Annotated in this window: 16 protein-coding genes; 5 read left to right on the top strand and 11 right to left on the bottom strand. The window is 45.9% G+C overall.

Annotated elements, in window-relative coordinates; translation table 11 throughout:
- Window positions 1–4 precede the first annotated feature (4 nt).
- The 3 genes from MYF79_RS25705 to MYF79_RS25695 all read right to left on the bottom strand — a co-directional run bounded on the left by MYF79_RS25705 (window position 5) and on the right by MYF79_RS25695 (window position 3183).
- Window positions 5–1009: an aldo/keto reductase gene (locus MYF79_RS25705; protein WP_247810750.1), complete on the bottom strand. Its 1005-nt coding sequence runs from the start codon at window positions 1007–1009 to the stop codon at window positions 5–7.
- A 78-nt stretch (window positions 1010–1087) separates the two neighbouring features.
- Window positions 1088–1999, bottom strand: a complete 912-nt coding sequence (locus tag MYF79_RS25700) for a hypothetical protein (RefSeq protein WP_247810749.1) — start codon at window positions 1997–1999, stop codon at window positions 1088–1090.
- Window positions 2000–2178: 179 nt separating this feature from the next.
- Window positions 2179–3183, bottom strand: a complete 1005-nt coding sequence (locus tag MYF79_RS25695) for a helix-turn-helix transcriptional regulator (RefSeq protein ID WP_247810748.1) — start codon at window positions 3181–3183, stop codon at window positions 2179–2181.
- 93 nt (window positions 3184–3276) lie between these two features.
- On the opposite strand from MYF79_RS25695, the gene MYF79_RS25690 reads away from it, so the two are divergent.
- On the top strand, window positions 3277–4458 hold the full coding sequence (locus MYF79_RS25690; RefSeq protein ID WP_247810747.1) for an MFS transporter: 1182 nt from the start codon (window positions 3277–3279) through the stop codon (window positions 4456–4458).
- 135 nt (window positions 4459–4593) lie between these two features.
- Here MYF79_RS25690 and MYF79_RS25685 read toward each other — a convergent pair whose 3' ends face one another.
- The 7 genes from MYF79_RS25685 to MYF79_RS25655 form a co-directional block, all read right to left on the bottom strand.
- On the bottom strand, window positions 4594–5313 hold the full coding sequence (locus MYF79_RS25685) for a hypothetical protein (RefSeq protein ID WP_247810746.1): 720 nt from the start codon (window positions 5311–5313) through the stop codon (window positions 4594–4596).
- A gap of 118 nt (window positions 5314–5431) precedes the next feature.
- On the bottom strand, window positions 5432–6541 hold the full coding sequence (locus tag MYF79_RS25680) for an FAD-dependent monooxygenase (RefSeq protein ID WP_247810745.1): 1110 nt from the start codon (window positions 6539–6541) through the stop codon (window positions 5432–5434).
- A gap of 76 nt (window positions 6542–6617) precedes the next feature.
- Window positions 6618–7481 carry an AraC family transcriptional regulator gene (locus MYF79_RS25675; protein WP_247810744.1) on the bottom strand — a complete coding sequence of 288 codons (864 nt, stop codon included), beginning with the start codon at window positions 7479–7481 and terminating at the stop codon, window positions 6618–6620.
- A 132-nt stretch (window positions 7482–7613) separates the two neighbouring features.
- On the bottom strand, window positions 7614–8075 hold the full coding sequence (locus MYF79_RS25670) for a hypothetical protein (protein ID WP_247810743.1): 462 nt from the start codon (window positions 8073–8075) through the stop codon (window positions 7614–7616).
- A gap of 107 nt (window positions 8076–8182) precedes the next feature.
- Entirely contained in the window at window positions 8183–11350 is a 3168-nt protein-coding gene (locus MYF79_RS25665) for an RICIN domain-containing protein (protein WP_247810742.1), read from the bottom strand.
- A gap of 210 nt (window positions 11351–11560) precedes the next feature.
- Window positions 11561–13171: a RagB/SusD family nutrient uptake outer membrane protein gene (locus tag MYF79_RS25660; protein ID WP_247810741.1), complete on the bottom strand. Its 1611-nt coding sequence runs from the start codon at window positions 13169–13171 to the stop codon at window positions 11561–11563.
- A gap of 11 nt (window positions 13172–13182) precedes the next feature.
- Window positions 13183–16341, bottom strand: a complete 3159-nt coding sequence (locus MYF79_RS25655; RefSeq protein ID WP_247810740.1) for a SusC/RagA family TonB-linked outer membrane protein — start codon at window positions 16339–16341, stop codon at window positions 13183–13185.
- 901 nt (window positions 16342–17242) lie between these two features.
- Between MYF79_RS25655 and MYF79_RS25650 the strand changes: the two genes are divergently transcribed.
- From MYF79_RS25650 to MYF79_RS25640, 3 genes are all read left to right on the top strand, one after another.
- Window positions 17243–17932: a DUF421 domain-containing protein gene (locus tag MYF79_RS25650; protein WP_247810739.1), complete on the top strand. Its 690-nt coding sequence runs from the start codon at window positions 17243–17245 to the stop codon at window positions 17930–17932.
- A gap of 11 nt (window positions 17933–17943) precedes the next feature.
- Window positions 17944–18642, top strand: coding sequence for a DUF421 domain-containing protein (locus MYF79_RS25645; protein WP_247810738.1), 699 nt, complete (start codon window positions 17944–17946; stop codon window positions 18640–18642).
- A gap of 95 nt (window positions 18643–18737) precedes the next feature.
- On the top strand, window positions 18738–21173 hold the full coding sequence (locus tag MYF79_RS25640; protein ID WP_247810737.1) for an SEL1-like repeat protein: 2436 nt from the start codon (window positions 18738–18740) through the stop codon (window positions 21171–21173).
- A 268-nt stretch (window positions 21174–21441) separates the two neighbouring features.
- On the opposite strand, the gene MYF79_RS25635 is transcribed toward MYF79_RS25640, so the two are convergent.
- Entirely contained in the window at window positions 21442–23841 is a 2400-nt protein-coding gene (locus MYF79_RS25635; RefSeq protein ID WP_247810736.1) for a TonB-dependent receptor, read from the bottom strand.
- Window positions 23842–24160: 319 nt separating this feature from the next.
- Between MYF79_RS25635 and MYF79_RS25630 the strand changes: the two genes are divergently transcribed.
- Window positions 24161–25717, top strand: a complete 1557-nt coding sequence (locus tag MYF79_RS25630) for a serine hydrolase domain-containing protein (protein ID WP_247810735.1) — start codon at window positions 24161–24163, stop codon at window positions 25715–25717.
- Window positions 25718–25891 lie beyond the last annotated feature (174 nt).

Genomic DNA, 25891 nt, shown 5'->3' with positions numbered 1-25891 from the left:
AAAATTAATCAATTAAGCCCATACTGAATTCGTCATAAGGTGCGCCTGTGTCTGTACCCAAGGGCACGATGCTTTCCAGTTGTGAAAGATCCGCCTCCGTCAGCTCAATAGTGGTCGCCGCAAGGTTTTGTTCCAGGTACTTTCTGCGTTTCGTTCCCGGGATCGGTAAGATCCCCTTGCTCATGATCCAGGCTAAAGCCAGCTGCGAAGAAGTGACGTTCTTCGCCTCAGCCATAGCTTCAATCGCCTTAACCAATTCAATATTCTTATTGAACATTTCACCCTGGAAACGGGGGATCGCTCTGCGGAAATCGTTCTCCGGCAGGTCGTCGATGCTTTTGATCTGTCCGGATAAAAAGCCACGGCCCAGGGGAGAGTAGGCTACAAAACCTACACCCAGTTCATTTAATGTTGCTAACACCCCGCGTTCTTCCACCGTTCGTTCAAATAAAGAATACTCGCTTTGTACTGCCGTGATGGGATGCACGGCATGCGCCCGCTTAACCGTTTCAGAAGATACCTCTGACAGACCGATGTAACCCACTTTACCTTCTTTAACCAGCCCGGCCATGGCATCAACCGTTTCCTCGATTGGCGTGTTTTTGTCCAGGCGGTGCAGATAATACAGATCAATGTAATCGGTATTGAGGTTCTTTAGCGAACGCTCTAAAGATTTCTTGACGTAATCCCTTTTACCATTGATGGCCCAGGTTACTTTATTGTTGTCGTCGATTTCCCAGCCAAACTTGGTGGCTAAGATATACTGATCGCGTTTGCCGCTGATGGCTTTCGCAATGAGCTGCTCATTTTTCAGCGGCCCGTACAGATCAGCAGTATCCAAAAAATTACCGCCCAGCTCGAGTGAACGGTGAATAGTCGCGATGGCTTCCCGCTCATCCGCAGGCCCATACATATGTCCTTCTTCAAAGCCCGTCATGCCCATACAGCCCAGGCCGATCTTTGGCACAACCAATCCCTGGCTGCCCAATGCTATTTGTTTTATTTCCATGATCCAAAGATCGGTAGGTCAGATTGCGTGCATGTATGCAAACCACTGAAACTTGTATGTAAATCAAGGAATGTTTTTTTATTCAAATGATCTGAACGTTTTCTGAGTGGGCTCCTGGTCTTCCGGTACATATGTAGGCATGATAGGCCGGATCGTTTCTCCATTATCGCCCGGAGGCGTCAATCCAAAATTAGACCATCCTGAGCTCCAATACAGTATCAATTCCTTCCAATAAGGAATATCTTTACCCGGTAATTGCTGTCGTGCAAGGTCAAATACCTGCGTTAATTCATCTCTGTACTCAGTATAATAACACTGATCTTCCTCATCAAATACTGGTACATAGAGATCCAGATGATCTGTGATTTCTTTCAGCAGATACAAACGCAGATCCCATCCGTAAATGATGGTATCAGACCCATAAACAGATAGTACCGGACGGTCGGCCAAATCAGCCTGGCTAACAAGAAATCTGTGTGATCTAAGTGGTAGTAATTTGGGCGCTTTAGCATACCAATCGGCAAAGATGCGTTCCCTGTCTTCTACTGACGCCGGTCTGGTTCCCCAGGACTTTAACCATACGCCCTTGGCTGGTGATACATCCTCAAATATTGTACGATAAGGCCAGTCCAATCTGGATACGATTTCCTCCTCATCTTCCAGCCAGTTATAGAAGAAAGAGCTTTGATAAGTGTTGGTTTCACCTTCTTCTTCATACTCGTTTATCACTTTCCTGTCTATGGTATGCAGGATGCGTAAGAATGCTCTATGCTCCGGCATAAAGGTAATACCGTACTTTGCTTCCGTGGCATCGATCTGTTCATCGGTCATTCCGATCCATTTCGCGCCTACTGCCCATTCAGGACAGTAATATTCATCGGTATCGTCTGAAGAATTGCTTTTGTTCCAGAATGTTTCAGTTCTTTCCTTCACCCAGTAAAAAAACTCGGTATAATCTTCAGGGATAAACAATTTCTGCTTTTTCTGCATAAAGTACTTAAAAACGGATAGGAGATTGATAGGGATCAGATTTAGTTAGCCGCAATCTACTATTTTGTACTGAATTGTAAATATCACGCTTTATAAATTATTTATACTTTGTTGTAATTCTCTCTCCTTGTTGAAATAACGGACAGGGTCAGACCGTTTTAAATTCCCTGCAACAGCCATCAAACATCCTTTTTGCGCTTTTTACTGTGAGCCATAGACGAGTAACTGCTTGAATACTTTTTAGGTTTCATGCCAACATGCTCTTCAAAGACCTTCGAAAAATGACTGAGGTTAGTGAAGCCTAGTTCGTACCCAACTTCAGAGACAGATAGCCTGTTTTCCTGCAATAAACGGACTGCTTCTTTCATCCGGAATTCCTGGTAATACCTGAAAATGCTGTTGCCGAAAACCTGTTTAAATATGCGTTTCAGCTTCGTGGGGCTCATACTTGCATACTTAGCTAACTGATTGATCGAAGGCGGCGTTTGCAGATCGCTGAGGATCTGTTCTTTTACCTTATAAATGGTTTCAACATCGCTGTTGTTTAAAGCATAAAGATGTGTTTCGCTACGTGTTTCGAGTTCCATTAACAAGCGGCAAACCAGATCCTCTGCCTTAATTCTCAGGTAAAAAAGTTCAAAAGTTTCACTAACGGATTCGGTTCTTATGTCATCCACGATTTTCTGCAAAGAAGGATAGATAAGCTGTTCAAATAACAAGGGTTGTGTGTTCTGTAACAGGCTTTGTAAAACCGGGGATTTTCCGGGTAGATCAAATTGTTCATTCAGATAATCTGCATCTACCTCAATATTGATCGTTGCAGTATTGCTGTGAATTGATATAAAGTCGTCGGTATTCAAACGGCTGGTTGCAATTAATACAGAAGGTGTTTGTACCGGATGCTTTTCTGTCGGGGATTGTTCCGTTGCCGGGAAGATATTTTGAAACTTAAAGAATATCATTCTTCCGGGAATATTGACTTGTGGATTTTTAATAACAATATCTTCTTTTAGCTCATAATTACTAACAAGCATCCTGATATGCCTGTTAAAAACAAATCCCCTGCAATATCCCTTGCCAAACTTTGGAGGAATTTCCAGCCTTCTGTTCTTTATTTCTGTACCCAGTAGACCAGCAAGCGCTGTTAAAATACCGGGAACAGACGCTAACATATCGTTTTTCATTGCAATTTGGTCTTATGCAGATATTTATTGATCTAAGATAGCTATTTTATCTCTAAGTGTCTGTCCAATTTTGCATCATAAATGAGCCAGGACATGAAATATAGAAATTACAGGCTATGGATTATTATAGGGATCGTGTTATTGAATTCTATCGGACTTTCTATTGTATTGCCGCTTTTACCCTTTTTAGTAGGGAATTATCTTCCGCCTCAGCAAGTAGTTGTTGGAATGAGTTTGCTGATGTCCGTATTTGCTACATGTACCTTCTTTGCGGCGCCTGCTTTTGGGGCATTGAGTGATCGGTACGGAAGGAAATATATTCTTATTATAAGCCTGCTGGGCTCTGTTGCCGGCTATGTGTTGTTTGGGATAGGAGGGGCCTTATGGATGCTTTTTCTCGGGCGCATTATTGACGGCCTTACGGCAGGCAATATCAGTATTCTGTTCGCTTATATAGCTGACACCACTCAACCTGATGAAAGGGCTAAATGGTTTGGATATATCGGTGCTGTAATGGGGATTGGAAAGATAGGCGGCCCGGCACTGGGCGGATTGCTGGGGAGCATCTCCATTGGGTTACCTTTCTTTGTTACTGCCGGATTAATACTGCTATCGGCTTTAGCAACCTACTTTCTATTGCCCGAATCTTTAAACATTGAAAGGCGAACAAAACATTTATCGCTTAACAGCTTTAACACATTTTCGCATTTCAGGGATGTATTCAGCCTGAATGGAGTATTGTTGCTTCTGATAACAGGAATACTCTTTTATATAAGCCTCAGTATATTCCAGTTTAACTTAACTGTTTTCCTGAAAGACGTTTACCAATGGACGCCCGCCTGGATTGGTGCCATCCTGACTTTAGTCGGCATTTGTGAAATTGTAGTGCGGGCGGTCTTGTTGCCGCTGTTATTAAAGCATTTCAATGAGAAGAGCATTGGAGTAGTGGGTTTAGTTACTGTTACAGTCGGATTGAGCTCAATCCTCGTAAGCATTTACATACATTCGGCAGTCATTATTGCAATTGCTATCATCTGCATTATTTGTGGGGAGGGTTTATTTGATCCAACCTATAACGGAAAACTCTCTCAACTGGTCGAAGAAAACAACCAGGGCAAATTGCAGGGTGTTAATCAAAGCCTGCAGGCATTAAACAATATGCTTGTTCCGCTCTGCGCTGCCGCCATTTATTTTTATAGCCCGGGTATGTTGTACGTAACGGCGACTGTCATTATGCTGGCAGCAATTATTGTATACATGAAGCATAGATCATAAAGCTTCTTTTACTGCCGTGGCATAGGGACTAAGCTGATCATTGAGTGCTCAATTGGCTTTCCTCTTCCTGGTTTTGGCCGACAAATGACTATTGGCGGCGATATTCTTCTGTCGCGTTTTTGAGCATATCCTCAATCAGTCTGCTTCAACTATGCGTAGTAAGTCATCTGATATGTATTCTGTAAAAATGTTGGAGTAGACCTGGGGTATATCAGAACGCCCCAGGGACAACCGGCAGGGTATAGCGTACTTCCCGGCAAAATGGGTGACTTTAGACACAATTACCTCTCCCGGTAATAGATTTATACATGGTTGCCCTGTCGCGCAAAACCAGTCCTTGCACAATTTCTCGCTCACCTTTATCCATTGCCCCTTGCTGTTCAGCATTTCTCTATGCATCTGGAAAACACTGAAGGTAATCCCCAATGATACAGCGGTATCTGATACGTTACGTATAATGACCGTTGAAGCATGGTAGTAACGGTTTGAATCACAATAACGGTCTATTAATCTCTCCTCATTAAGATATTCCAGCGACATGCATACAGGAAATGATGTATCTACCTGCACTGATATATGAGATTTGGAATACTTGTAAATACAATGTTCAGGATATTCTTTGAACCTCTTTTCCCGGCGCAGCCAATACCGGCTGCCAATACGGATAGTGTCCTTTATCTGGCCAATGTAGTAGATGGGAAATGCATCATCCTCAAATGATTGGATATATTCGTTTGCAATACGGCAGGTATCTTCCAGCATGAATCCGCCGGTGTTAAAATGGTGTATTGGCAGGGGCTCACGGAAACAGGAGCTGAACAATAGTATAAATGAAAACATCAATCCGGTTCGCATACTTTTTTAATATAGATGCCAGATATGGATTATTCCATATCTGGCATCACTTTAAAACATTGAACGAATGTTTTATCTTATGACAGGTAGCCGGTACAAGGTCCTTTCCCTTTAAATATTAAAATCCTTCCAGGTTCCTTTTCCGGATCGCTTCCTCGGTCCTTGGAATAAATTTCTCTCTCACATTAAATTCAGCTTCTGCCTGGACTTCGTCAATAAACGGGCGTAGGTTTTTGTTATAGTCCTGGAACGCTAGTTCAAAATTCCCTTCATGTTTTTGCAAAGCATCAGCCAATGCAGCTGCTCCTTCTATCGCCAAAGAACCTCCCATTCCTGCAGCAGGCGAGGCGCAATACGCCGCATCGCCCACCAGGGCAACCCTGCCTTTTGTCCATGACGGCATTTTTACCTGGCAAAATTTATCGAAGTAAAAATTCTTTGAACCTGCCACTTCTTCCAATAATTCAGCTGTTCTCCATCCCTGTCCGGAAAATTGTTCCAGGATAATTTGCTTTTGTTGCGCTGTGTCACGGTAATCGTAGGGGATTTCTTTTTCTGAAAGAAAGCAGAAGATGATATCGGTTTTGTTTTTATAGGCATTGAGCATATAAGCCTTACCAGGCACATTGTAAAATTGCATGGTATTCTGTTCTATCAGCAATTTGTCAACAATGGAGATGGAAAAGTATGCTTCAAGAAAGTGGGCGTATTCCGATTCATTGCCAAACCAGATCTTTCTTATACCTGAATGTGTGCCGTCGCATCCAAACACAAGATCAAACTCCTGTTGTGAGCCATCTTTAAAAGTAGCTTTAATGTCGTGCCGGGTTTCACTTAAGGCTGTCACGCTATTGTTGAAAATAAACGCGATATCGTTTTTTAGGTTCTCAAACAGAATACTCACCAATTTGGATCGTTCAATTTCGATCTCATCACTGGGGCCATCTGTGTTTAGCATAATCGAGTTTACCGTCTCATTATCCGCATTTTTAAATGAGATCATTTTCAGCTGTAATGCGTTTGATTGCAGTTCCTGGAAAATCCCCATACGCTTTACAACATCGACTGTTTTTCCACGAATATCAACTGCAGTGCCACCCATGCGGGGGGCATTGGCAATTTCAACTACGGTTACGCTGTAACCCAACCTGTTCATCCAATAAGCTGTTGAAAGTCCGGCGATGCTTGCCCCTGAAATTAGTACTTTCTTTTTCGTTAATGATTTCACCTTATACCTTTTTAGTTGGTGCAAAGTAATGGCGGATAGGTAAGGTAAATGATGGTAATACGAAGTAGTTATTGGACTAATCGCGGTTTTTGTTTCGAAAGGCTATAGGCGTCTTCCCTGTTGCTTTCGTAAAGAATCGTGAAAAGTAGGGATAATCATCATACCCTAATTGTGCAGCAATTTCTTTTACGGCTATATCGGAATGGGAGAGTAGGCGTTTTGCTTCTAAAATGATCCGTTGCTGTATCTGGTGAGAAGCAGAATAACCTGTTATGTTTCTTACGCACTCATTGAGGTAAGGTGCGGATATGTTTAATTTTTGTGCATATTCCGCAGGGCGCCTGGCTGTCGTGTAGTTATGTTCCAGTGCTTTCCTGAAAGCTTTGGTGACAACTTCAAATCGTGTCGGTTTGCTCGTCGATTTAGCGTGATCCAAATATTGAGAAGCAGCCAAGGCTACCAGGGCATTGCAACTGTCTTTCAGTAACGAATGATATAATTTATCTTTTTTTCGTTCAAAAAGTTTTAGGTTAAGTGATACCGCTTCAGCAATAAGGGAAAAAGTCTCTTTCTCCAATGCCAACGGTTTTGCCGGAGTGATCTCTTCCAGTAATTTCAGGTATTCAGGGTGTAGGTTTTCATTGTTGATGGACCAGCAACTGACGCTTACATCTTCAAAGGTGATGATGCGGTGTACCTGGTCAGGATGGAGGTAGAGAATAGAAAAGGGCTTCATCGTATACTTCTGAAAATCAATTTCAAGAGAAACTCGCCCTTTTTCAAGCAGGAAGAAGGAATGCCCATCCTCACGATGCGACTTTTTGGCCTCCTCCATATCCATAAGGTAAAAATCCTTAACAGAAAATTTTTCGATGGCGATCCCTGAACCAAACTGGTCTGCCATGGGATTTACCGGAATGGATTTTCGCTTTTTTGACATTTTTTACCGATTGACTTCGCGAAGATAACTTTGAATTTGCCATATTGGTCAATAAAGTTTACCGGACCTGAAGCAAAAAGGGAGCGTTCAATTTGAAACACTCCCTTTTTATTAGGAGCTCTCTTTAACAAATCATGTCAATTCGCTTTCTCTTATAATTTCAGCAATTCGCGTTTCCAGATCCTCAATATATTCTTCCTTGCCTTCTTTTTTCCTATTTTGTTTTCTAGCTTGATGGAAAAGAAGATCCAGGCTTAATTCCAATGACCGCAAGACATCAGTCCAAAATAATTTTCGTTCCTCATCACTGTGAACAGGGCCATCGCGGTTGTCTTTAAAGCGATCAGGGTCAATAACCAGTAGCTCTTCGTAGGTTATTCCTGCCTCTCCGGCCTTTACCTCAAGTTTATCACGTAATTCCCAGTTGTCAAACCAGTGTTCACCGTAGTCGTTGTCCAGGGCAAAAAAACGTCCTATCCAGACTACCTCATTCCATTCCGTCAACCCAAGGTAATCTGCAATTGATTTGTAAGATGGATTAACCACGAAACAGTCCAAATGGTCAATATATTTAAAAACCCTTATTGTTTTCATGCTCTTCGAAATGATCATTGTACGTATGTCAACTTAATTGCTTTCGCACTGCAAGATAGTTTGAACTTAGGAGAAATCTCTCGTATAAAAGAATTGTGCCTCTACCACTATTGCTTAACAAATTTCAATACCTTATACATTCCCGCTGATCTCAAATGCACAAAATACACACCAGCCCTCAGGCGGTCAACCGCAATAGACGTTCCAAAAGACGACAGTTGCAACTGGCCCGAACTACTATAAATTTTGATATTTACGGAATTCCTGAGCCCACTAACATATAACGTCGTCACAGCAGGATTAGGGTATACTGAAATATCAGCCGCATCGTCTTTCTTCATGGTGTTTGTGGTTGTCGTCAACATGGCGGCTCCAGGCCGGACCAGCCGCCATTGCCCGCTGGTTTGATTACCATCCGTCCATTGCTGCACATTCCCTCCATTGACAGTACTGAAATTGGAAACCTCTATCAGTTTGCCGCTGTGTTGTGCGACGATTTTATAATAATCGCTGTCAACAGGCATCATCAGAAATTGTTGATTGGCGCCGCCGACATAGCCCCATTGGAGTACATTGGCGCCGTCCGCGGTGCTAACGCCGGATACATCCACCGATTTGCCGGATTTAACACAGATAATTTTATAGACATCATTGCCCAGGTGAGTGAACGTAAACTGCTGATTGCCGGTACCCATAAAGCCCCATTGCTGGATATTGGCGCCGTCCTGTGTGATCTGGTTATCATCGACGTCCATATACAGCCTGCTGAAACGGTTCTGGAGGTAATATGTGCCCGCAATAAGATTCAGCTTCCTTACCTTATTGGTGCTCTGTGCCAGGTTTATGATGGGGTCTGCACTAAATATGCCGGCACCATCGAGCGGTGCATAAATTTCCAGGCTCGATTTCAGCAAGCCACCATCGACCATCGCATTTATTTCTTCCCCATTCATACCGGAACGATAGAAGAGCAATGTCCTGTAATTGGCTGCCGGCGCGTTGACTCCGTTTAAGTCGAAAGCGGTCGTAACAATTTTTTCATTGATGGCGCCTTGCAATACCTTATCGATATATAACAGGGTTTTGCCCATAGCATAATAATGTGTCAGCGTTACTTTATGCCATTGGTTGTCGTTAAGAACAGTGATCCCTGTAATACCGGTTGAGGAAGCGGATGAATAATCCAATTTCCCCGAAGCATTGATCACTAATTTATTCAGACCTGCAACTGTACTCAACTCTGCCACCTGTGCTGTTGATGCAGTTTGTATGTCAAAAGAAAAAGTAAATGGGTGAATGATTTCTTCTGGTTTTATCTGCAGCTTATAACCGCTGGCGGGGCTTAAGCTTAAGGATGTACCTTCTATCTTGTAAGGTTGCGGTTTCCCGGCTTTTATAGCATCAAACAGCGAGGGAACAATTGCGTACTCAAACTCAAGGTGACCGGCATCATTGGGATGCAGATCATCACTTTTGTAACCGGTAGCCCATTTTCCTGCTCCATTGTCAAGCGCTCCCAACAAATTGACGCTGGCTACGTTCCAGGAATGGATCAGCAAATTCATCTGCTTAATAAAATTGTACTCTGTTGCTGTATAGTCCTCCCGGCTATAGCAGTTAGTGATGATCGGTTCGATACCCTGTTGCCTTGCTTTATTGATAAGCAGTTTCAAATTATCCCTGAATTGGTTGAAAGTAGCCTGGCCACCGGTAGTAATACCCTCATTCCCCAATGAAAGCGCATAAATGACATATTTGCTGCAGAGGGGCAACAGGTCTTTGTCCCAGCGATTGATAACGCTGATGGTATTGTTGCCGGGCACTGAGATATTCGACACATTCCATGTTTGTCCCGTACCACTATTGGCCCGGGTGGTCAGCAGCTGGGCATATAACTGGGCATAGCCCTGATTGTTTGTAGCACCGGTGCCTGAAGGTACAGAAGAGCCCATAATGGCTATGCGACTATTGTCTTTTGCTGTACAGCCGGGTTCAAATGCCACCGGATTAACCTGGATCATCTTCATTACTCCCAGGTAACCAAAGGCGCCCTCAGATCTGGTCACGGTGAGGTTGATATGACCATTATCATCAGCCATCACTATATCCGAGGTCAGAATGGTTTTTGTATTGCCATGGTAACCCGGGCCGCCCAGGTCGGTTCCTGACGTTTGCAGATTTCCGTCATAGAAGCTGGCGCCCGTCAGTGAATAAGTGGTGACCCGTTTTTCCGGATCATTCCGGGTGCCAAAGAAACTAAAGACATAACCTTTCGTTTTATCCAATCCCCTGATAGAAAGGCTGGAGGATGCAGTGGTGTGAAAGAAATCCTGTGTCGCGGTAGGAATAGCAAAATCACCTAATAAGCCAGCATCCGGCGATAGTAATCCCCCGTTTTGAATACCGTTGGAAAGAAATCCGGAAGTGATTTTGACATATGCCCCGGTACTGGCATTTATTTTATCCACCAGGTTTACCTGAGGGGCTGTGGTATTGATATTGGTCAGGTTGTTCCAGTAATTGCCATTGATGTCAGGACTGCTCGTGATGTTACCATTGGAAACGTCATTAGGGCCAAGATCAACATACACAGTTTTCAATGGGGTCACGGGCATCCTCACTTCCTCTATTTTCAGTACGCCGATATAACCGAAACTTCCGAGCTCCCTTTTTACAGTAATGGCTATCTGTCCCCTGGTATCAGGCACAATGGTGCCCGTAGTAAGGATCGTACTATTATTGCCATTATACCCCGAGCCTCCCAGGTTCGGGCCGGATGTTTGAAGTGTAGCGCTATAGGTCGTTGCACCTGTAAGTGTGTAATTGGTCTTGCGTACCTCCGGATCATTACGGGTGGCAAAGAAACTGAAAATATAGCCTTTGCTCACGTCCAACCCCTTTATTATAAAACTGGCTGTATTTTCTGTATAAAAATAGTCCTGCGTAGCCGTATTGATAGCGAAGTCTTTTAAGAGTGCCGCATTAGGGGCTAATAATCCGCCATTGTTGATGCCGTTCGAGCTAAACCCGGCCGTGATATTTATAAACGCACCGCTTGAGGCGTTCCTGTTTGTTAACAGGTATACCGGAGAGGCGCTTGTACTGGTATTCGTCACATTGTTCCAGTAATTGCTGTTTGCATCGGGACTGCTGGTGATGTTGCCGTTTGTAACATCATTAGGGCCGAAATCAACATAGAAGATCCTGAGGACCTGGGCAGATGTATCAATTGTAATGATACAAAGCATCAATAAGTAAAAGAGTATTCTTTTCATGGTTTTATTTTGAGTGAACTGACAAATCGGATTCATAAACGCTGTAAGCTGTTGCTTTGATCTTGTGGAGATGGGTCAGGGAGGATATTGCTCAATGACAATAAACTGCTACACCGGCAGATGAAAATTAACGTGGATGGATAGGGTAGGGCCGGTACTGGAAGTTACGATAAAAAGGGGCTATATCATCCGATACAGCCCCTTTTTTTATTATTTATATCCTTCGTTCTGTTGTTCGCGCAGCAGCGGGTTGGCCGCTACTTCGTCTGCCGGTATAGGCCAGAGGAACTGGTATTCAGTATACAAATAAGCCTTTACACCACCCGTTGCAGGAAATGTCGGGGGAGTAATGTTATTATAATCTGATCCATCCAGCTTCATTTGTCCGGCTTTCATTTTGGCAGGAATACCGTTAGAACCATAAGCCGGATCCAGCGCAAGACGATGCAGGTCCGGCCAGCGGCGGCCTTCGCCTGCAAATTCTATACGGCGTTCCTGCAGAATAGCCAGCATCAGGTCTGCAGGTGCTGTTGTGAATTGTTTGTCCGCAGGAACAGAGCGGTTGCGCACATCATTCAGCAACAATAAAGCCTGGGCTGTATTCCCCTTCTTTGCATATGCTTCGGCTACATTCAATAGCACTTCCGCATACCTGATAATAGGCGCATAGTCGGTTTTATTTACATAGTCCCTGTACTTGTAATTGAACACATATTTTTCTCCAACTACCTGGTTCACCTGCAGCAGTTTTCTACGCAGATCACCTTCCACCCAAAAGGAAGCATTGTACAGGATCGGACTGGTGGCCACGAGACCACGCGCACCTTTATCAGCAGGTCCGAACATGGCAGCCAGCGCACCATTGGTACCACCATTCGCATTAGGACCATTGGCAATGGAAAATACAGATTCAGTATTGTTCTTAAAGCTGGTGAAAGGCGTCTCCGGACTGGCGGTGAGTGTATAAGCACCGATCGGGCTGGTAAAATGCCCTGTAGGTTGCTTATCAGTACCCAGCTTGGCGCCTTCGGCAATTACTCCGTCCCAGTCGCCCATATGTTGTTTTATACGGGTCTTTAAAGCGATAGCAGCGCCCTTGGTAGCCCTCGACAGTCCTTTGGTCTGTGTAACCGGCAGGTTTGTTTCTGCATAATCCAGGTCGGCCAGCAGTTTGGCATAGGCTTCTGCCACAGTACCTCTTCCGATGGTTAATCCTTCATTAACATCTGCCTGGCTGGTGATCGCTTTCTCACGATAAGGTACACCTGGTTTGCTGCCGTTATTATCTGCATAAGGGAAGCTGAAATGGATCAACAGCTCATGGTGGGCCAGCGCACGGAGGAAACGCGCCTCTCCTTCATATGCGGCAGCAGTTTCCGCGGGAATAACGCCATTCGCAGCGGCAGCCTGTACACCACGGATCATCACGTTGGCCTGATTGATCAATGCATACAAGCCTGTCCACATGTTAACATTGTTGGCAGAGCTGGTGGTGTATGTAGCCTCGTAGGTGATGGCGTAAAACAATGCCACATTCAGCATATCTTCTCCTCTCATTTCATCCTGTTCAATGGCTGCGGCGCCAAAAGGATATCCACGGGCACTGGCTTTATCACCGTTGTAGCTACCTACGGCAGCAGCTTCATACACACCCTGCATGGCCAGCTCAATACTGGAAGGGCTCTGGAAAGCAGAATTTTCAGATGGTGAGTTGATGGGTTCCAGTTCTGTATATTTACTGCAGGACGATGTTGCCAGCATCGCTGCAGCGAGTAAAGCTATTATAGCTGATCTGTTAAATGTATATCTGATTCTTTTCATTGCAATTTTTTTTACAATCCGAGGTTAATGCCAAATGTATAGGTACGTGGTACTGGATTGGTATTGTAATCAAGTCCCGGTTGCCTGTTTGTGGTAGCATACGTAGTTGAGCCAATGGCTTGTGCAAATGCATTCAGTTCGGGATCAAGACCGCTGTAGCCGGTGATCACGAAAGCATTCTGTACCTGTGCATATATCCTGAAGCTGCTTAAACGCAGGCGCTGTAACAATGCTGTAGGCAGTGCATATCCCAGTCCGATATTCTGTGCACGGAGGAATGCGCCATTTTCCAGGAAACGGCTATTGGTGCTGCCATTCTGGTTGAGGGAGTTGCCGGCGCCGCTGCCATAGAACAGACGGGGTACATCAGTTACCTGTCCTTCCGTTGTCCAGCGGTTTAACAGTTCTTTACCCGCGTTCTGGAATTTCATATTGGTCAGGCTTTCCTGGCGGGTAATGTTATATACTTTGTTACCACCAGAGAAGGTCATGTTAATGCTCAGATCAAAGTTCTTATAGGCAAAGGTGTTGTTGAAACCACCATACCAGGTAGGATTGGCTTCCCCGAGAATGCGTTTGTCAGCAAAAGCCAGTGCCGCAGCTGGTTTAGAAAGATCTGCCGGTTTCGACGGATCATAAGTATAGAATTTCATATTGCCGCTTGCATCCAGGTTGCCCTGTACCGTGCTGCCATCTGCTTTCTCCCACATCGGATTCCCGTTCGCTGCATTTACGCCTTTGGAAAGATAACCAAAGAATGTACCGATAGAATGCCCTACACGGGTGATGTTGTAGGTGTCGATGATGTCTGCGTTGTTGTTAGCCAGTTTGGTTACTTTATTCTTAACAAGCGTGAGGTTGATGTTTGCATTCCAGCGGAAATCGGCTCTGTTGATCACCAATCCGCTCAGACTGAATTCCCAGCCTTTGTTGTTCATTTCTCCCACGTTCACGTTGATGCTGTTTTTAGGTACACCGAGAGAAGGCGGAGTGGGTGCAGCCAGGATCAGGTTATTCACGTTATTCTGGAAATAGTCGGCGGAGAACTGTACCCTGCTGTCCAGCAGCGCGAGGTCAAAACCAGCGTTGATCTTGTTGCTGGTCTCGAACGACAGGTTAGGGTTACCGATCTGCCCGTACTGAATAGCATTCAGATCGCCATAGGTAACTGCATTAAACACGCCTGCATAAGGATAGTTACCGATTTCTACGTTACCTACCTTTGCATATCCACCACGCAGTTTCAGGTCATTGATGAAACTGAGGTTGGCATTCTGGAAAAATGATTCCCTGGAGATGCGCCAGCCGATAGATGCACCGGGCAATGTGGCCCCCTGGTTGCCCCACGGCAGGGAGGAGATCTTATCCCGGCGGATGGTGGCTGTCAGCAGGTAACGATCATTAAATGCATAGTTTGCGCGTGCGAAATAAGATTCAAAGGCGCGTTCCGTTACGCTACCGCCGATGTTCTTGTTGCCCCATGCATCAGAGATGATGTTTTCGCCACCGAAGAATACATCAGAGAGGTTGGTAGCGCTGGCAAAGAAATAACGGCTTCTTGTTTTCTGATACTCCAGGCCTGCTACAAAGCCAATATTGTGTACGCCCAGTGTTCTGTTGAAACTGATAGTGTTCTGCCAGTTATATCTGAACTGAGGCATGGAATATTGTGCAGTACTACCCACGTCGCCTTTACCATCGCCATGTACAGGGTCGTAGTACCTGTAGTATTCCACATTGATATTGTTGATGCCGATCTGGCTGCGTACATCCAAACCCTTCAGGATAGACATATTTACGAATGTATTACCGGTTATATTCAGGCTCTGGTTCCTGAATACGTTATGGTCCAGTACATATTTCAGGTTCGTATAGTTGTCGTCTATTTCACGGGTGTTTGCGCCTTTACCCAGACGTTGTTTGTCAGCACTTAGGTTATATGATCCGTCGGCATATTGTGCCGGTACGTTGGGAAAGAGACGTATTGCACCGCCAACATTTCCTGAGAGTGAATTTGTACCCGAGTTCAAACCGTTATCAGTTGTATGGGAAACACCCATGTTAATCCCAAATGTAACCCTGTCCAGTACTTTTTGTTCCAGTTTGGCACGTACGCTGTACCGTTTCTGATCATTACCTAATGAGATACCATCCATGTTGGCATAACCAAGAGAGAAGTAGTAGTTTGTCTGATCGGTTGCTCCGCTGAATGATAATGAGTGGTTCTGTTGAAAAGCAGTACGCAGAATGATATCCTGCCAGTCTGTGTTATATGGCTTACCATTTGGATCAGGCGTAGGTTTGGCGGCTTCTGCGAGACCGGCTTTTTTCAGTTTCTCATTTGTGATGCTGATAAACTGATCCGCATCTAAAAGGTCGAAACGTTTGGACGCTGTAGCTGCTGCCAGCCATGCATTATATGAAATGTTGGTCTTACCATGTTTTCCTTTTTTGGTAGTAATAAGCACAACGCCATTGGATGCACGGGACCCGTAAATAGCGGTGGCAGAACCATCTTTCAGTACTTCCACACTTTCAATATCGGCGGGGTTGATGTCTCCCAGCGGATTGTAGGATACGGAAGCAGAACCACCCTGATCGCCGGAGATGTAAGGTACTCCATCCACCACGTACAGCGGGTCTGAACTGTTGGTGATAGAGTTTACACCTCTGATACGGATACGCGCTGGCTGGCCTAATGAACCTGAAGAAACGCCTACCTGCACACCGGTTATCTGACCCGCCAGTTGCCTGTCAAAACTTGGTGAAGCGAGGTTTTTGAGTAATTCTCCTTTGACAGTACCAACGGAACCTGTTACGTTTCTACGTTCCTGCGTACCGTATCCGACAACGACCACTTCGCTGAGGGCCTTTTCGTCGCTGGAAAGTGCAATTTTCAGTTCGCTGTTGCCGGCCACCGGTACTTCCTTTAATAAGAACCCGGTGGAAGAGACTTGTAATACAGCTGCATCAGATGATACTTTGATGGTGAACCGACCTGCGGCATCGGTTACAGTGCCGAATGAAGAGCTTTTGATACGGACAGTGGCACCGGGTAACGGAGATCCGTCCCTCGCATCGGTGACATTTCCCGAAACGGTCCGGGACTGCGCCATGGCATGCGCCATGCTCATGGCTATAAACAGCCACAAGAGTAGACTTTTTTTCATACGCTGATTTTAGTTTAAATTTTGGTTGTTGTTGTGTTGATAGATATTTTGAAATTTTGGCAATAGAAATCCCTCCCGTGCTCGCATACGGTTTTGTCACCCTGTGTATCTATGGAGATTAAAATGGGTTGTTTTATACGCTTATGTCATCACAATACAGTACAGTAACCGGGTCAGAATTAGGATTTACGATTTAGATTTTGGATTCAGAATTATTACTCACTCTAAAGATATAAAAATAAGATCGAAACTTAGGTTAGAATCCGGTAAGAAAATCGGACTTGTAGTTAAGTCTTTGACTTACAATTAATCCAGGTATATGCTACCGTCAAAATGTCGCATCCAGAAGTTTGGAATGCTTTTTAAGGCTATATGACAAAGCTAAACTCCTGCAACGACTATGATCTCCATTCCACAACAACCAGATCCCCGTTCGTCCGGGGCCCTTACAGAGCGGCCTTTGCCAGTAATGATAAAAGATACTGGACTGCCTGTTCGCCAGCATTGCAGTTGCTGACTTTTATAATTCACTGATGTTATATCCCACCTTTCTGATACCGGCGCTTTTCAAATTCCGGCATTTATTGCTCACCGTTAATATTCCGGTACTGTGGGGTGCCGCTTTATTTGCCGTTATTTTTCCCATTCTCTGGCAGCGAAGAGAACGCAGGGGATTCTGGCGATCATCCGCTGATTGGGTGGCTAAGCGTAGTGGATGACGCGGGCAATATACGGCATACGATGTGTATGCTTCGCCCCAGGTTTGAACTGCTTCAGCGTAATCTTTTGAGTGAGTCACACGTTTACAGATCCAGATCCGGAAGATTCAGCCTGTACAGGCGTTCACGGCTATTAGGGCATGCATGGTTTTTGAGCAGTTTTTATTGCAAATACCTGTTGTATGGATAAGGCAACCATTAAAATTACAGACCTGAAACGCATTGTCTTTGGTGAAGCCCCCGCCGAATACATGCTGGAAGTATTTGGCAGAACCATTATTATTTACTTTTTCCTGCTGCTGATCATCAGATTGCTTGGTAAACGGATGTCGGGGCAGCTGACCACTATAGATCTTTCCATCACTATCATGCTTGGCGCTATTGTAGCTCCGCCGATGCAGGCGCCTGACAGAGGCATTCTCCTGGGGATTTTTATTTTATTCCTGGTTTTCCTTTTCCATCGCGATTTAAGCTGGTGGGGCGTGAAAAATAAGAAGATAGAAGAACTGACCTTCGGCAACATGTCGATCCTTGTGAAGGAAGGACTGCTTCAGTTGGAAGAGATGAGTAAGACGCGGGTATCGCGGGCGCAATTGTATAGTTTATTACGGCAGAAAAAGATCTATAACCTGGGAGAAGTAGACCGTATATACCTGGAAGCATGTGGAATGTTCAGCATTTTCAAAGCAGCAAAACCCAAAGCCGGGCTCTCACTATTCCCTTCGGCTGATAAAGGCGTACATGACTATCAACACAAGGTGGCAGAAAACGTGTATGCCTGCCAGCATTGTGGGGCTACCGAAGAAGTGAAGGAGAAAGACACAAAGTGTAAAAATTGCGGCGCTCAGAAATGGGATAGCGCAGTGATATAAAAATTCAGGCTATGAAGTCGTATGAAATCTGGATCGATGACTGGATGCGCATCCTGTTCGGTAATGTGCCGACACTGTTTTTTGTTGAGATCATATTGAGAGTACTTTTCGTTTTTTTACTCCTGGTCTTCTCCATGCGAATGATGGGGAAAAGAATGGCTTCGCAATTAAGCCGGAATGAAATGGTGGCGATGTCATCACTGGCCGCAGCCATCGGTATTCCTATCCAGGCGCCCGACAGGGGATTGCTGCCGGCGCTTATTGTGGCTATCATCGTTATATTCGGACAAAGGATGATAGCGAAGCTGGCTACAAAAAGCGAGCGGTTTGAGCGAAAGTCCCAGGGGGACCTGGGCGTATTGGTGGCCGACGGTACAATGAATATAAAAGAGATGGCGTCTACCCGCATTTCCAGGGAACGCTTATTTGCGCAGCTACGCTCGGAAGGTATAAAGCATCTGGGGCAGGTTAGCAGGTTGTACTTCGAGGCAAATGGAACGTTTACGCTTATTAACAGCAAAAACCCCAAGCCTGGACTGTCTGTATTGCCGGAAGAAGACGAGGAATTTGTGAAGAAACATGTAAAGTATGTGAACGATAAAAATGTATGCCTTCATTGCGGGAACGATAGTGGATTGAATGAGTCAGATAGGTGTCCCAAATGCGGCCATGGCGAATTTATGCACCCTGTTAATCCGGACTCCGTTTAATGATACTTGTATTTCTGCAACATAGCCTTTACCTTCGGAACAATTTTGAGTAGCAAAATTATCAAGAAGGAATACCAACAGAAAGGACTTAAACTATGTCGCACCGTATCTATCTGTACAATTTTAACAATACGGAAAACCGTACCCCGGCTGAACCCAAAGAAGGAAATATCCTGTCCGCAATTTTACCTGCTATCGGTAACAACAACGATGAAACATTGATGATGATGGAATGGGGATATGAATTTCCCTTCTTTTTGCATCCATTGTTTACAGGAGCCCCTTTCCTGGCGCCGCCCCTCTATAACGGAGACAGTGGCGGTATCTATGCGGATGCTGCCCCCGGAATAGCAGCATTGAAGGCATTCTATTCATTCATTGACCAGCATGCAGACCAGCTGACGGACAATCCGGCAGAATTCCGGGAGCAAAAGGAAAAGATCTTCCGGTTCCTGGACACCAAAGTCCGGTTTAACAGCTTTCATCTCGATGCCTGGGATGTATTTAATATGGATGATGCCCCGCACCAGGAACAGGCAGAAGAGTTATTGGCGCTTATACAGGATACGAATGCCTGTATACAGGCAGCCATCAGCGCCAATGATCCTGGTCTCCTGAATGAATGTCCGGACGTGCTGGATAACCCTTATCAGCTTAAATCCTTCCGCCAGTTCTTCAGTAACAGTGCATACGGATATGGCTGGAATGTGATCCGCTCAGGATACTTCGAAGACGAAGAGAAGGATATTCCCTTTAAGGAGAATGGCCTGATGGGACTAAAAGACAGCCAGGGCAACATCCTTGTTCCTGCGCTGTACGATGAAGTGTTTATCTTCCCGGAAGGGGAATCCTTTACGGTGGTAAAGCGTGATGGAAAGTACGGATATGTGGACCGTAGCGGTCAACCTGTTACCGAACTAAAATACGACGATGCGTTCGATACTTTCAACGGTTATGCGATAGTCGAAACGGGCAAAAAGCAATTCCTGGTACAACCGGGCATGCCTGAGCCTGTAACCGGTTATGACGATCTGCAGCTTATTTCAGAAGTACCACAGCTATATGCGGTGGCAAATAAGGGTAATTATGGCGTGATCGACACCTCATTAACGTTAAAGCTCCCCTACACATTCAGGGCGGATATAGAACTGGTATATGCGGGGGAAATTCCACTGCTGTCTGCATATCATACTTCCGGTGCAAGGCATTTTTATACACCTGCGTTTACAAGGATAGGTGATGACAGTATTGATAAGGTGGCATGGGCAGGAACCCTGAACGATGCACATCTTTTAGCTGTCTCGCAATTTCATAATGACGGGAAAATGCAGCGAAGCGGCCTGGTGGCTACAGATGGTCGTACGCTGCTACCCTTCATTTACCAGGATATCTCTGCCGCACATGACGATGTCGTGATTGTAAAGCATAATGGCAAATATGGCATGTATGCTGCATCCAAAGGCTGGATCCTTGAAGCGGAATATAGCCGCATCACCTACCTGGCCGACAAGGCGTTTATAATAACACAAGCTAAAAAAGAAGGGCTATACCTGGCAGATAAAGCACTGATACCTGCTATCTATCAAAAGATTACCACCAATGTTTGCTGGAACAACGAGGGCGGCTGGGATACCCTGGCGCTTAATACAGATGCCGCTTTCTGTATAGATCATTTGGGAAATGTTCAGCAATTGTCCACGGCTGGTATTGCTGAAAGGCTGGCGCAAAACATGCGCCACCTGTACAACAACAAGGAACTGCAACTGCTCACGACACTTGCTGGTGAAGACCTGCCACCGGATATGCTTTATCAAAAGGGCTTTGACGCCCTGGAAAAACAGCAATATGAAGAGGCCATACGCTATTACAGGCTGGCGGCTGCAAAAGGTGATGGCGGCGCTATGAATGATCTGGGTTATCTCTACGAAACTGCCGACGGCTACATTGACGACACACTTGCATTTGAGTGGTACCAGCGCGGAACAGCAGCCGGTTCACCTCATGCAGCAAACGGGCTGGCCAATTGTTATCTGAATGGTGTGGGCACAACACCAGACATTAGCAAAGCGGTGGAACTGTATGAACAGTCGGCCGCCAAACATATTCCCCATGCCCACTACAACCTGGGGATGCTTTATTATAATGGGGAGCACGTGGAGCAGGACGATAGTAAAGCCCTGCAGCATTTTACCTATGCCAGCAGGATGGGCTACGAATGCCATAACTACGCAGGCGTCCTGTGCGAGCGTAGTGGCGACTATAAAAATGCAATGGATGCTTATAAAGCCGGAGTTAAGTATAACGACGAGAACTGTGCCTATAACCTGGGAAGATTATACCAGGGCGGCTGGGGTGTTGAACCCGATGCACGGAAAGCCATTCACTGGTACACGAAGGCCGTTGAATTAGGGGCAGTAGATGCGCACCTGGAACTACGCCGTCTCTATCTGTTTAATGACGAGGTAAAAGATGAAGCAAAAGGAATGGAGCATGAGCAGATGGCCCGGGATGCAGGATTGGAATTGCCCTGAGAAGAACGGATAGATCCGTGTATAAAACAGCAGGTGTATCAGACTTCTGATACACCTACTGTTTTATACACGGATCTATGATGGGGCTTACCATTGTTTAAGAACATGAGAGTCTCCATTATTTCTGGTACTTCTGTTTTATGAAAAGCTATGTCCTGTTAATGGAAATGGTTAATTAGTAGCTTACGGCTATCCCGATATTAAACGCGGCCCTCTTGCCTTTCGGGTAGAAACGGGGTATCATAAGCCACTTAATGGAAGTGATTAATTAATAGCTTACAGCTATCCCGATATTAAACGCGGCCCCTTTACCTTTGGAATAGAAACCGGGTATCATAAACCACTGCGATCTTGCAGGGAAATAATCTGCATTGAAGAGGTTCTCGATGCCCAGCGTCAGTACTGTGCTACGGGTAGCGCGGTAACGGGCATTCAGGTTAAACAGGTTGTATGCTTTCACAATACCTTCATTACCCTTGTATAAGCCGCTCGACAGCTTGTCAAAACGATCCCGTTTCATGATACCGGAATAATGCAGCTGTACTTCCAATGTGCTCAGTGGTCTGTATTGGATACTACCGCCGATTTTGGGGGCTGATATACGCCGGTTGTTGAGGTAGACATTGTAGTTGCCTGTGCGGCCGGTATCAGCCTTGCCTTCTACATAGCTGAAGGATGCGCTCAGGTCCAGGTTTGCCAGTGGATGATATTGTGCGGATGCTTCAAAACCATAGACACGCTCCGGCGTCCTGCTCACATTGAATAGGTCTGTAGCGGCATCATACACCATTTCCGAACCGAGCTTGGAAGTGCTGATGAAGCCTGTCAGTTCAAAACGGAATTGACGCAGTTTGCTCACAAAGCCCAGTTCATAGTTATTGACAAGTACTGCCTCAGTATTGATCCTTTTGATATCATTCACTTTCGCATCACGCAATGCCAGTCCTATGTCAGATACAGAGAACCCCTGTGAGAAGCTGGCATAGGGTGAGAACAGGGGGAAACGGTTATAACGGATGCCGGCATTGAAGAGGGTAGAGGTATATTTCAGATCGCCGCCTTTTACGTCGAAACTAGGTGTAACCGTTGCGCCGCTGGCATTGGTGATTCTTAAGGTAGTATAGTCGTCCACGCCAATTTTTACTTTTTCTACACGGATACCGCCTTTCAGGATCAGATCATCCAGCAGTGTCCATTGTGTTTCTGCAAAAGGAGCTACGTTGAACATATTCATTTCCGGCACCCATACGCGGCCATCTACCAGTGGTTGCGAGGTGATGTCGTTCACGATGTCTGTACCGTAGGATAACGTTCCTGTACGCCCCAGCGGTGAGCTGAACATAAAACGGAAGCCTTTTTTCTTTGATAATGTATGTGATTGTCCGTCGCCACCCTCGAAGCGCCCGAAGGAAACATAGAACACGTCATCGCGGGACTCGTAGTAGGCGTCTGTTTGCAGACTGGTTCCTCCAATGAGACTATCGGCCCGCCAGGAGAGCTGCAGGTTATGGTTGCCATTGATGCCGGTAGGTTTACCCGCCTGTTTACCTAATACGCCTGTAGCTGCCTGTCCTTTCAGGTAATCGCCATTTACCAGGGTATAATTGGAGTTCTGCTGACTGTTATAGTAATTGTACATCAGCTGGATGCGCTGCAGGCGGGCCGGCGTGAATCCCAGTTTTACGAATGCATTATAGCTGTCTGTTTCACCCAGGCTGTAATTAGGTCCCAGCAGTTTGCCCTTGGCGTCTTTCCATTCTCCGGTACGCTCGTACACGCCATTAACGGCATAATCAAATTTACCCAGTTTGCCGTGTAACAGCTGTCCGAGGCGACCGCCAACGCTACCTTTCAGTCCCGCAAGAGAACCGGTGAGGTTCATGGAGGTCCGTCCGGCAACAGGCGTTTCATCTTTCGGCGTCAGCGTGATATAGTTGATCAGGCCACCAGTGGCGCCATTGCCATAGATAGCAGTTGCTCCCTTTATCACGTCTATGCGTTCAAGTACTCCCGGATCGATAGAACGGAGGTCTACCTCACCGTTGCGCAAAGGTGTGGACTGCGGAATACCGTCCACCATGATAAGAACCGATCTTCCGCGGAAAGACTGTCCCACGTTGCTGTTTGTCTGGCTGGAAGGCGCCAGGCCAGGTACTTCGTTGGCCAGTATCTGTGTAATATCAGTGGTAACGGCAAGATTGTCTTCCAGTGTTTTATGGTTTAATACTGTCACCGACAAAGGAATATTGTCCAGTGTTTCCGGTCTGCGACTGGCGGACACTATCACCTCGCCCAGCTCCCGTAGTGAAGGGACCAGTTGCCAGTCGGCCGTCTGTTCTCCGCCTGCCTGTATGATCCGGGACTGGGAGGTATAACCTGGCATTGTAACCGTCAATGTCAATGTACCCTGTTGATTTGTTTCAATGCTATATGTTCCTGCTTTATCTGTGTAAGCGGCAACAGGTGTGCCTGTGATCTGAACGGTGGCATACCTGAGCGGACCTTGCCCGGACCGCACTGCGCCTTTGATAATCGTTTGTTGTGCTGCTACAGTGAATGAAAGAAGGCAAAAAAGGAATCCAAAAATCGCAATCCTGGCTGAATATGTCATGTTGTTCACTAAAATTTCAGCAAAATTATCATAGTAAATGCGCGGCTCAACTCGCATCCGGAATTTGTTTTATCTAAACGGGAAAATCTGGAACAGCTATTATATCATCAAGGGATGTACTGTTCATGCTTATTGCGGATACGGATCATGGCTAATAAAATTTATAGCGTTGGATTATTTTACTGATCTGACGCACGTTGTAATACATACAGCGGCCTGGATCATCAACCAGTTAAGCAGCTTGTTGTTCCGGAAATTCCCGGTATAAAATGCCTACCTTCATTGCTGATATGTATGCTCTTTCAGAAAGAGGTGTTGTATTGTCAGTGAGGGACATCAAGACCAATTGATCAATTGCCTTCTTAATATCAATTCAATGAAATACTGGTATATAGTTATCCTGAGCGCCTGTACGAACCTTGTAGCGGCCCAGGATATACGCGTAGTGCGCTTTGCCGCAGGACTGGATTCCATCCGGACGCAGTTGAAAATACCCGGCATGGCCGTAGCCATAAAACAGGATAAGAATATCCTGTTAAAACAGGGATTTGGATTCGCGGATCTGAAGGAGCAGGTACCCGTAAGCGCGCAGACATCTTTCCGTGTTGCTTCGGTAACAAAGACCTTCACGTCTACACTGATCATGCAACTGGTAGCGAAGGGAAAATTGAACCTGGATGACCCGATCAGCAAATATGGCCTGGACCTGGGCAATCCCAATATCACCGTCAGGCACTTGCTGACCCATACTTCTGAGGGAACACCAGGAATGGCATTCCGGTATAACGGTTACCGCTTCGGACTGCTCGGGCCTGTAATGGAGAAAGCAGCTGGTATGCCGTTTTATCGCCTGCTGATGGAGCAGATCCTCATTCCCCTGAAAATGACTTCTTCAGCGCCATTCATATCTCTGCACCAGTTTTATGAATACAGGAAAAGCCATCCGGAAATGGTACCCTATTTCGATACGGCCTTCAACCGTCTGGCAGTGCCTTACAATGTGACGGCTGCAGGAGAAGTTGTACGCATGGAATATCCCGGTGAGTTTGGCGCTTTCGGAGGACTGGTCACTACCGCCGGCGATCTGCTGAAATATTCAGATGCTATTGACAGCAACCTGTTTATTACGCCGGCATTGCAACAGCAGGTATTTACGCCCAACCGTACGCGAAATGGTGTGTTGACGCCTTATGGATTTGGTTGGTTTGTGCAGCAATACCGGGGAATGGACTTTTACTGGCACTATGGACAGACGCCGGGAGAATCAGCCCTTTTCCTTAAAGTGCCGGCACTGAGACTGACATTGGCTGTTACCTGCAATACAGATAAACTCAGTCAGCCTTTTCAGCTGGGTGATGGAGACCTGTTCATGTCGCCGGTAGCACAACTATTTTATCATTGTTTCATCCTGAATGGCGAACAGCCGCCGCATGACCTGTACAATAAAGAGCTCATCGATGGGGCGACCATGGCCCTTTTCAACGGTGACAGTCTGAAGGCTCGCAGTTTATACGGCCTGTATAGAAAGAACAATCCGGTGAATGGCCCCGGCCTGCCCACAGGTAAACTGGTTGCCGGAATAGGAGAAGCTGGGATCAACCGGGAACTTTCCCGGCCATTTACTTTGTCGCGGCCAACGAGGTTACGGATCTATGGAGTGGGAGAAAACTGTTCAGGTGATGGCAGCTCCTGGTGTGATTACGGATGGATCACAGATCACAGTGGTAAAACCGTGTGGCAGATGCAGGGACAGGCTGCTACGCATGCCGGAGGAGCAGCCAAGAATCAGAAAGTAGACCAGGTGATCACATTGCCGGCGGGGACTTATATACTTCATTACAAGTCTGACGCGGGGCATGCTTATAACAACTGGGATTCGCTGCCGCCAGATCTTTTCTTCTGGGGGATCCTGGTGCTGGATGCAACGAAATAAATTGCCCCCCCCGGGGCTACAAACATCCCCGGGGCTGCGCCCCGCGCTACAAACACGGGGACTCCTAACGGAGTCCTATTGTGTTTTGTTAATGGCGCATTATTGTAAACACCGCGATTCCCGGGTTGACGTCCGGGATTAGAACGCCGTTCCGGGGGGTGAAACCTGCGCTAC

The sequence above is a fragment of the Chitinophaga filiformis genome (assembly GCF_023100805.1).
GTDB classification, from domain to species: Bacteria; Bacteroidota; Bacteroidia; order Chitinophagales; family Chitinophagaceae; genus Chitinophaga; species Chitinophaga filiformis_B.
Note: the sequence above shows the minus strand (reverse complement) of the source record. Positions and strands in the feature narration are given on the sequence as shown.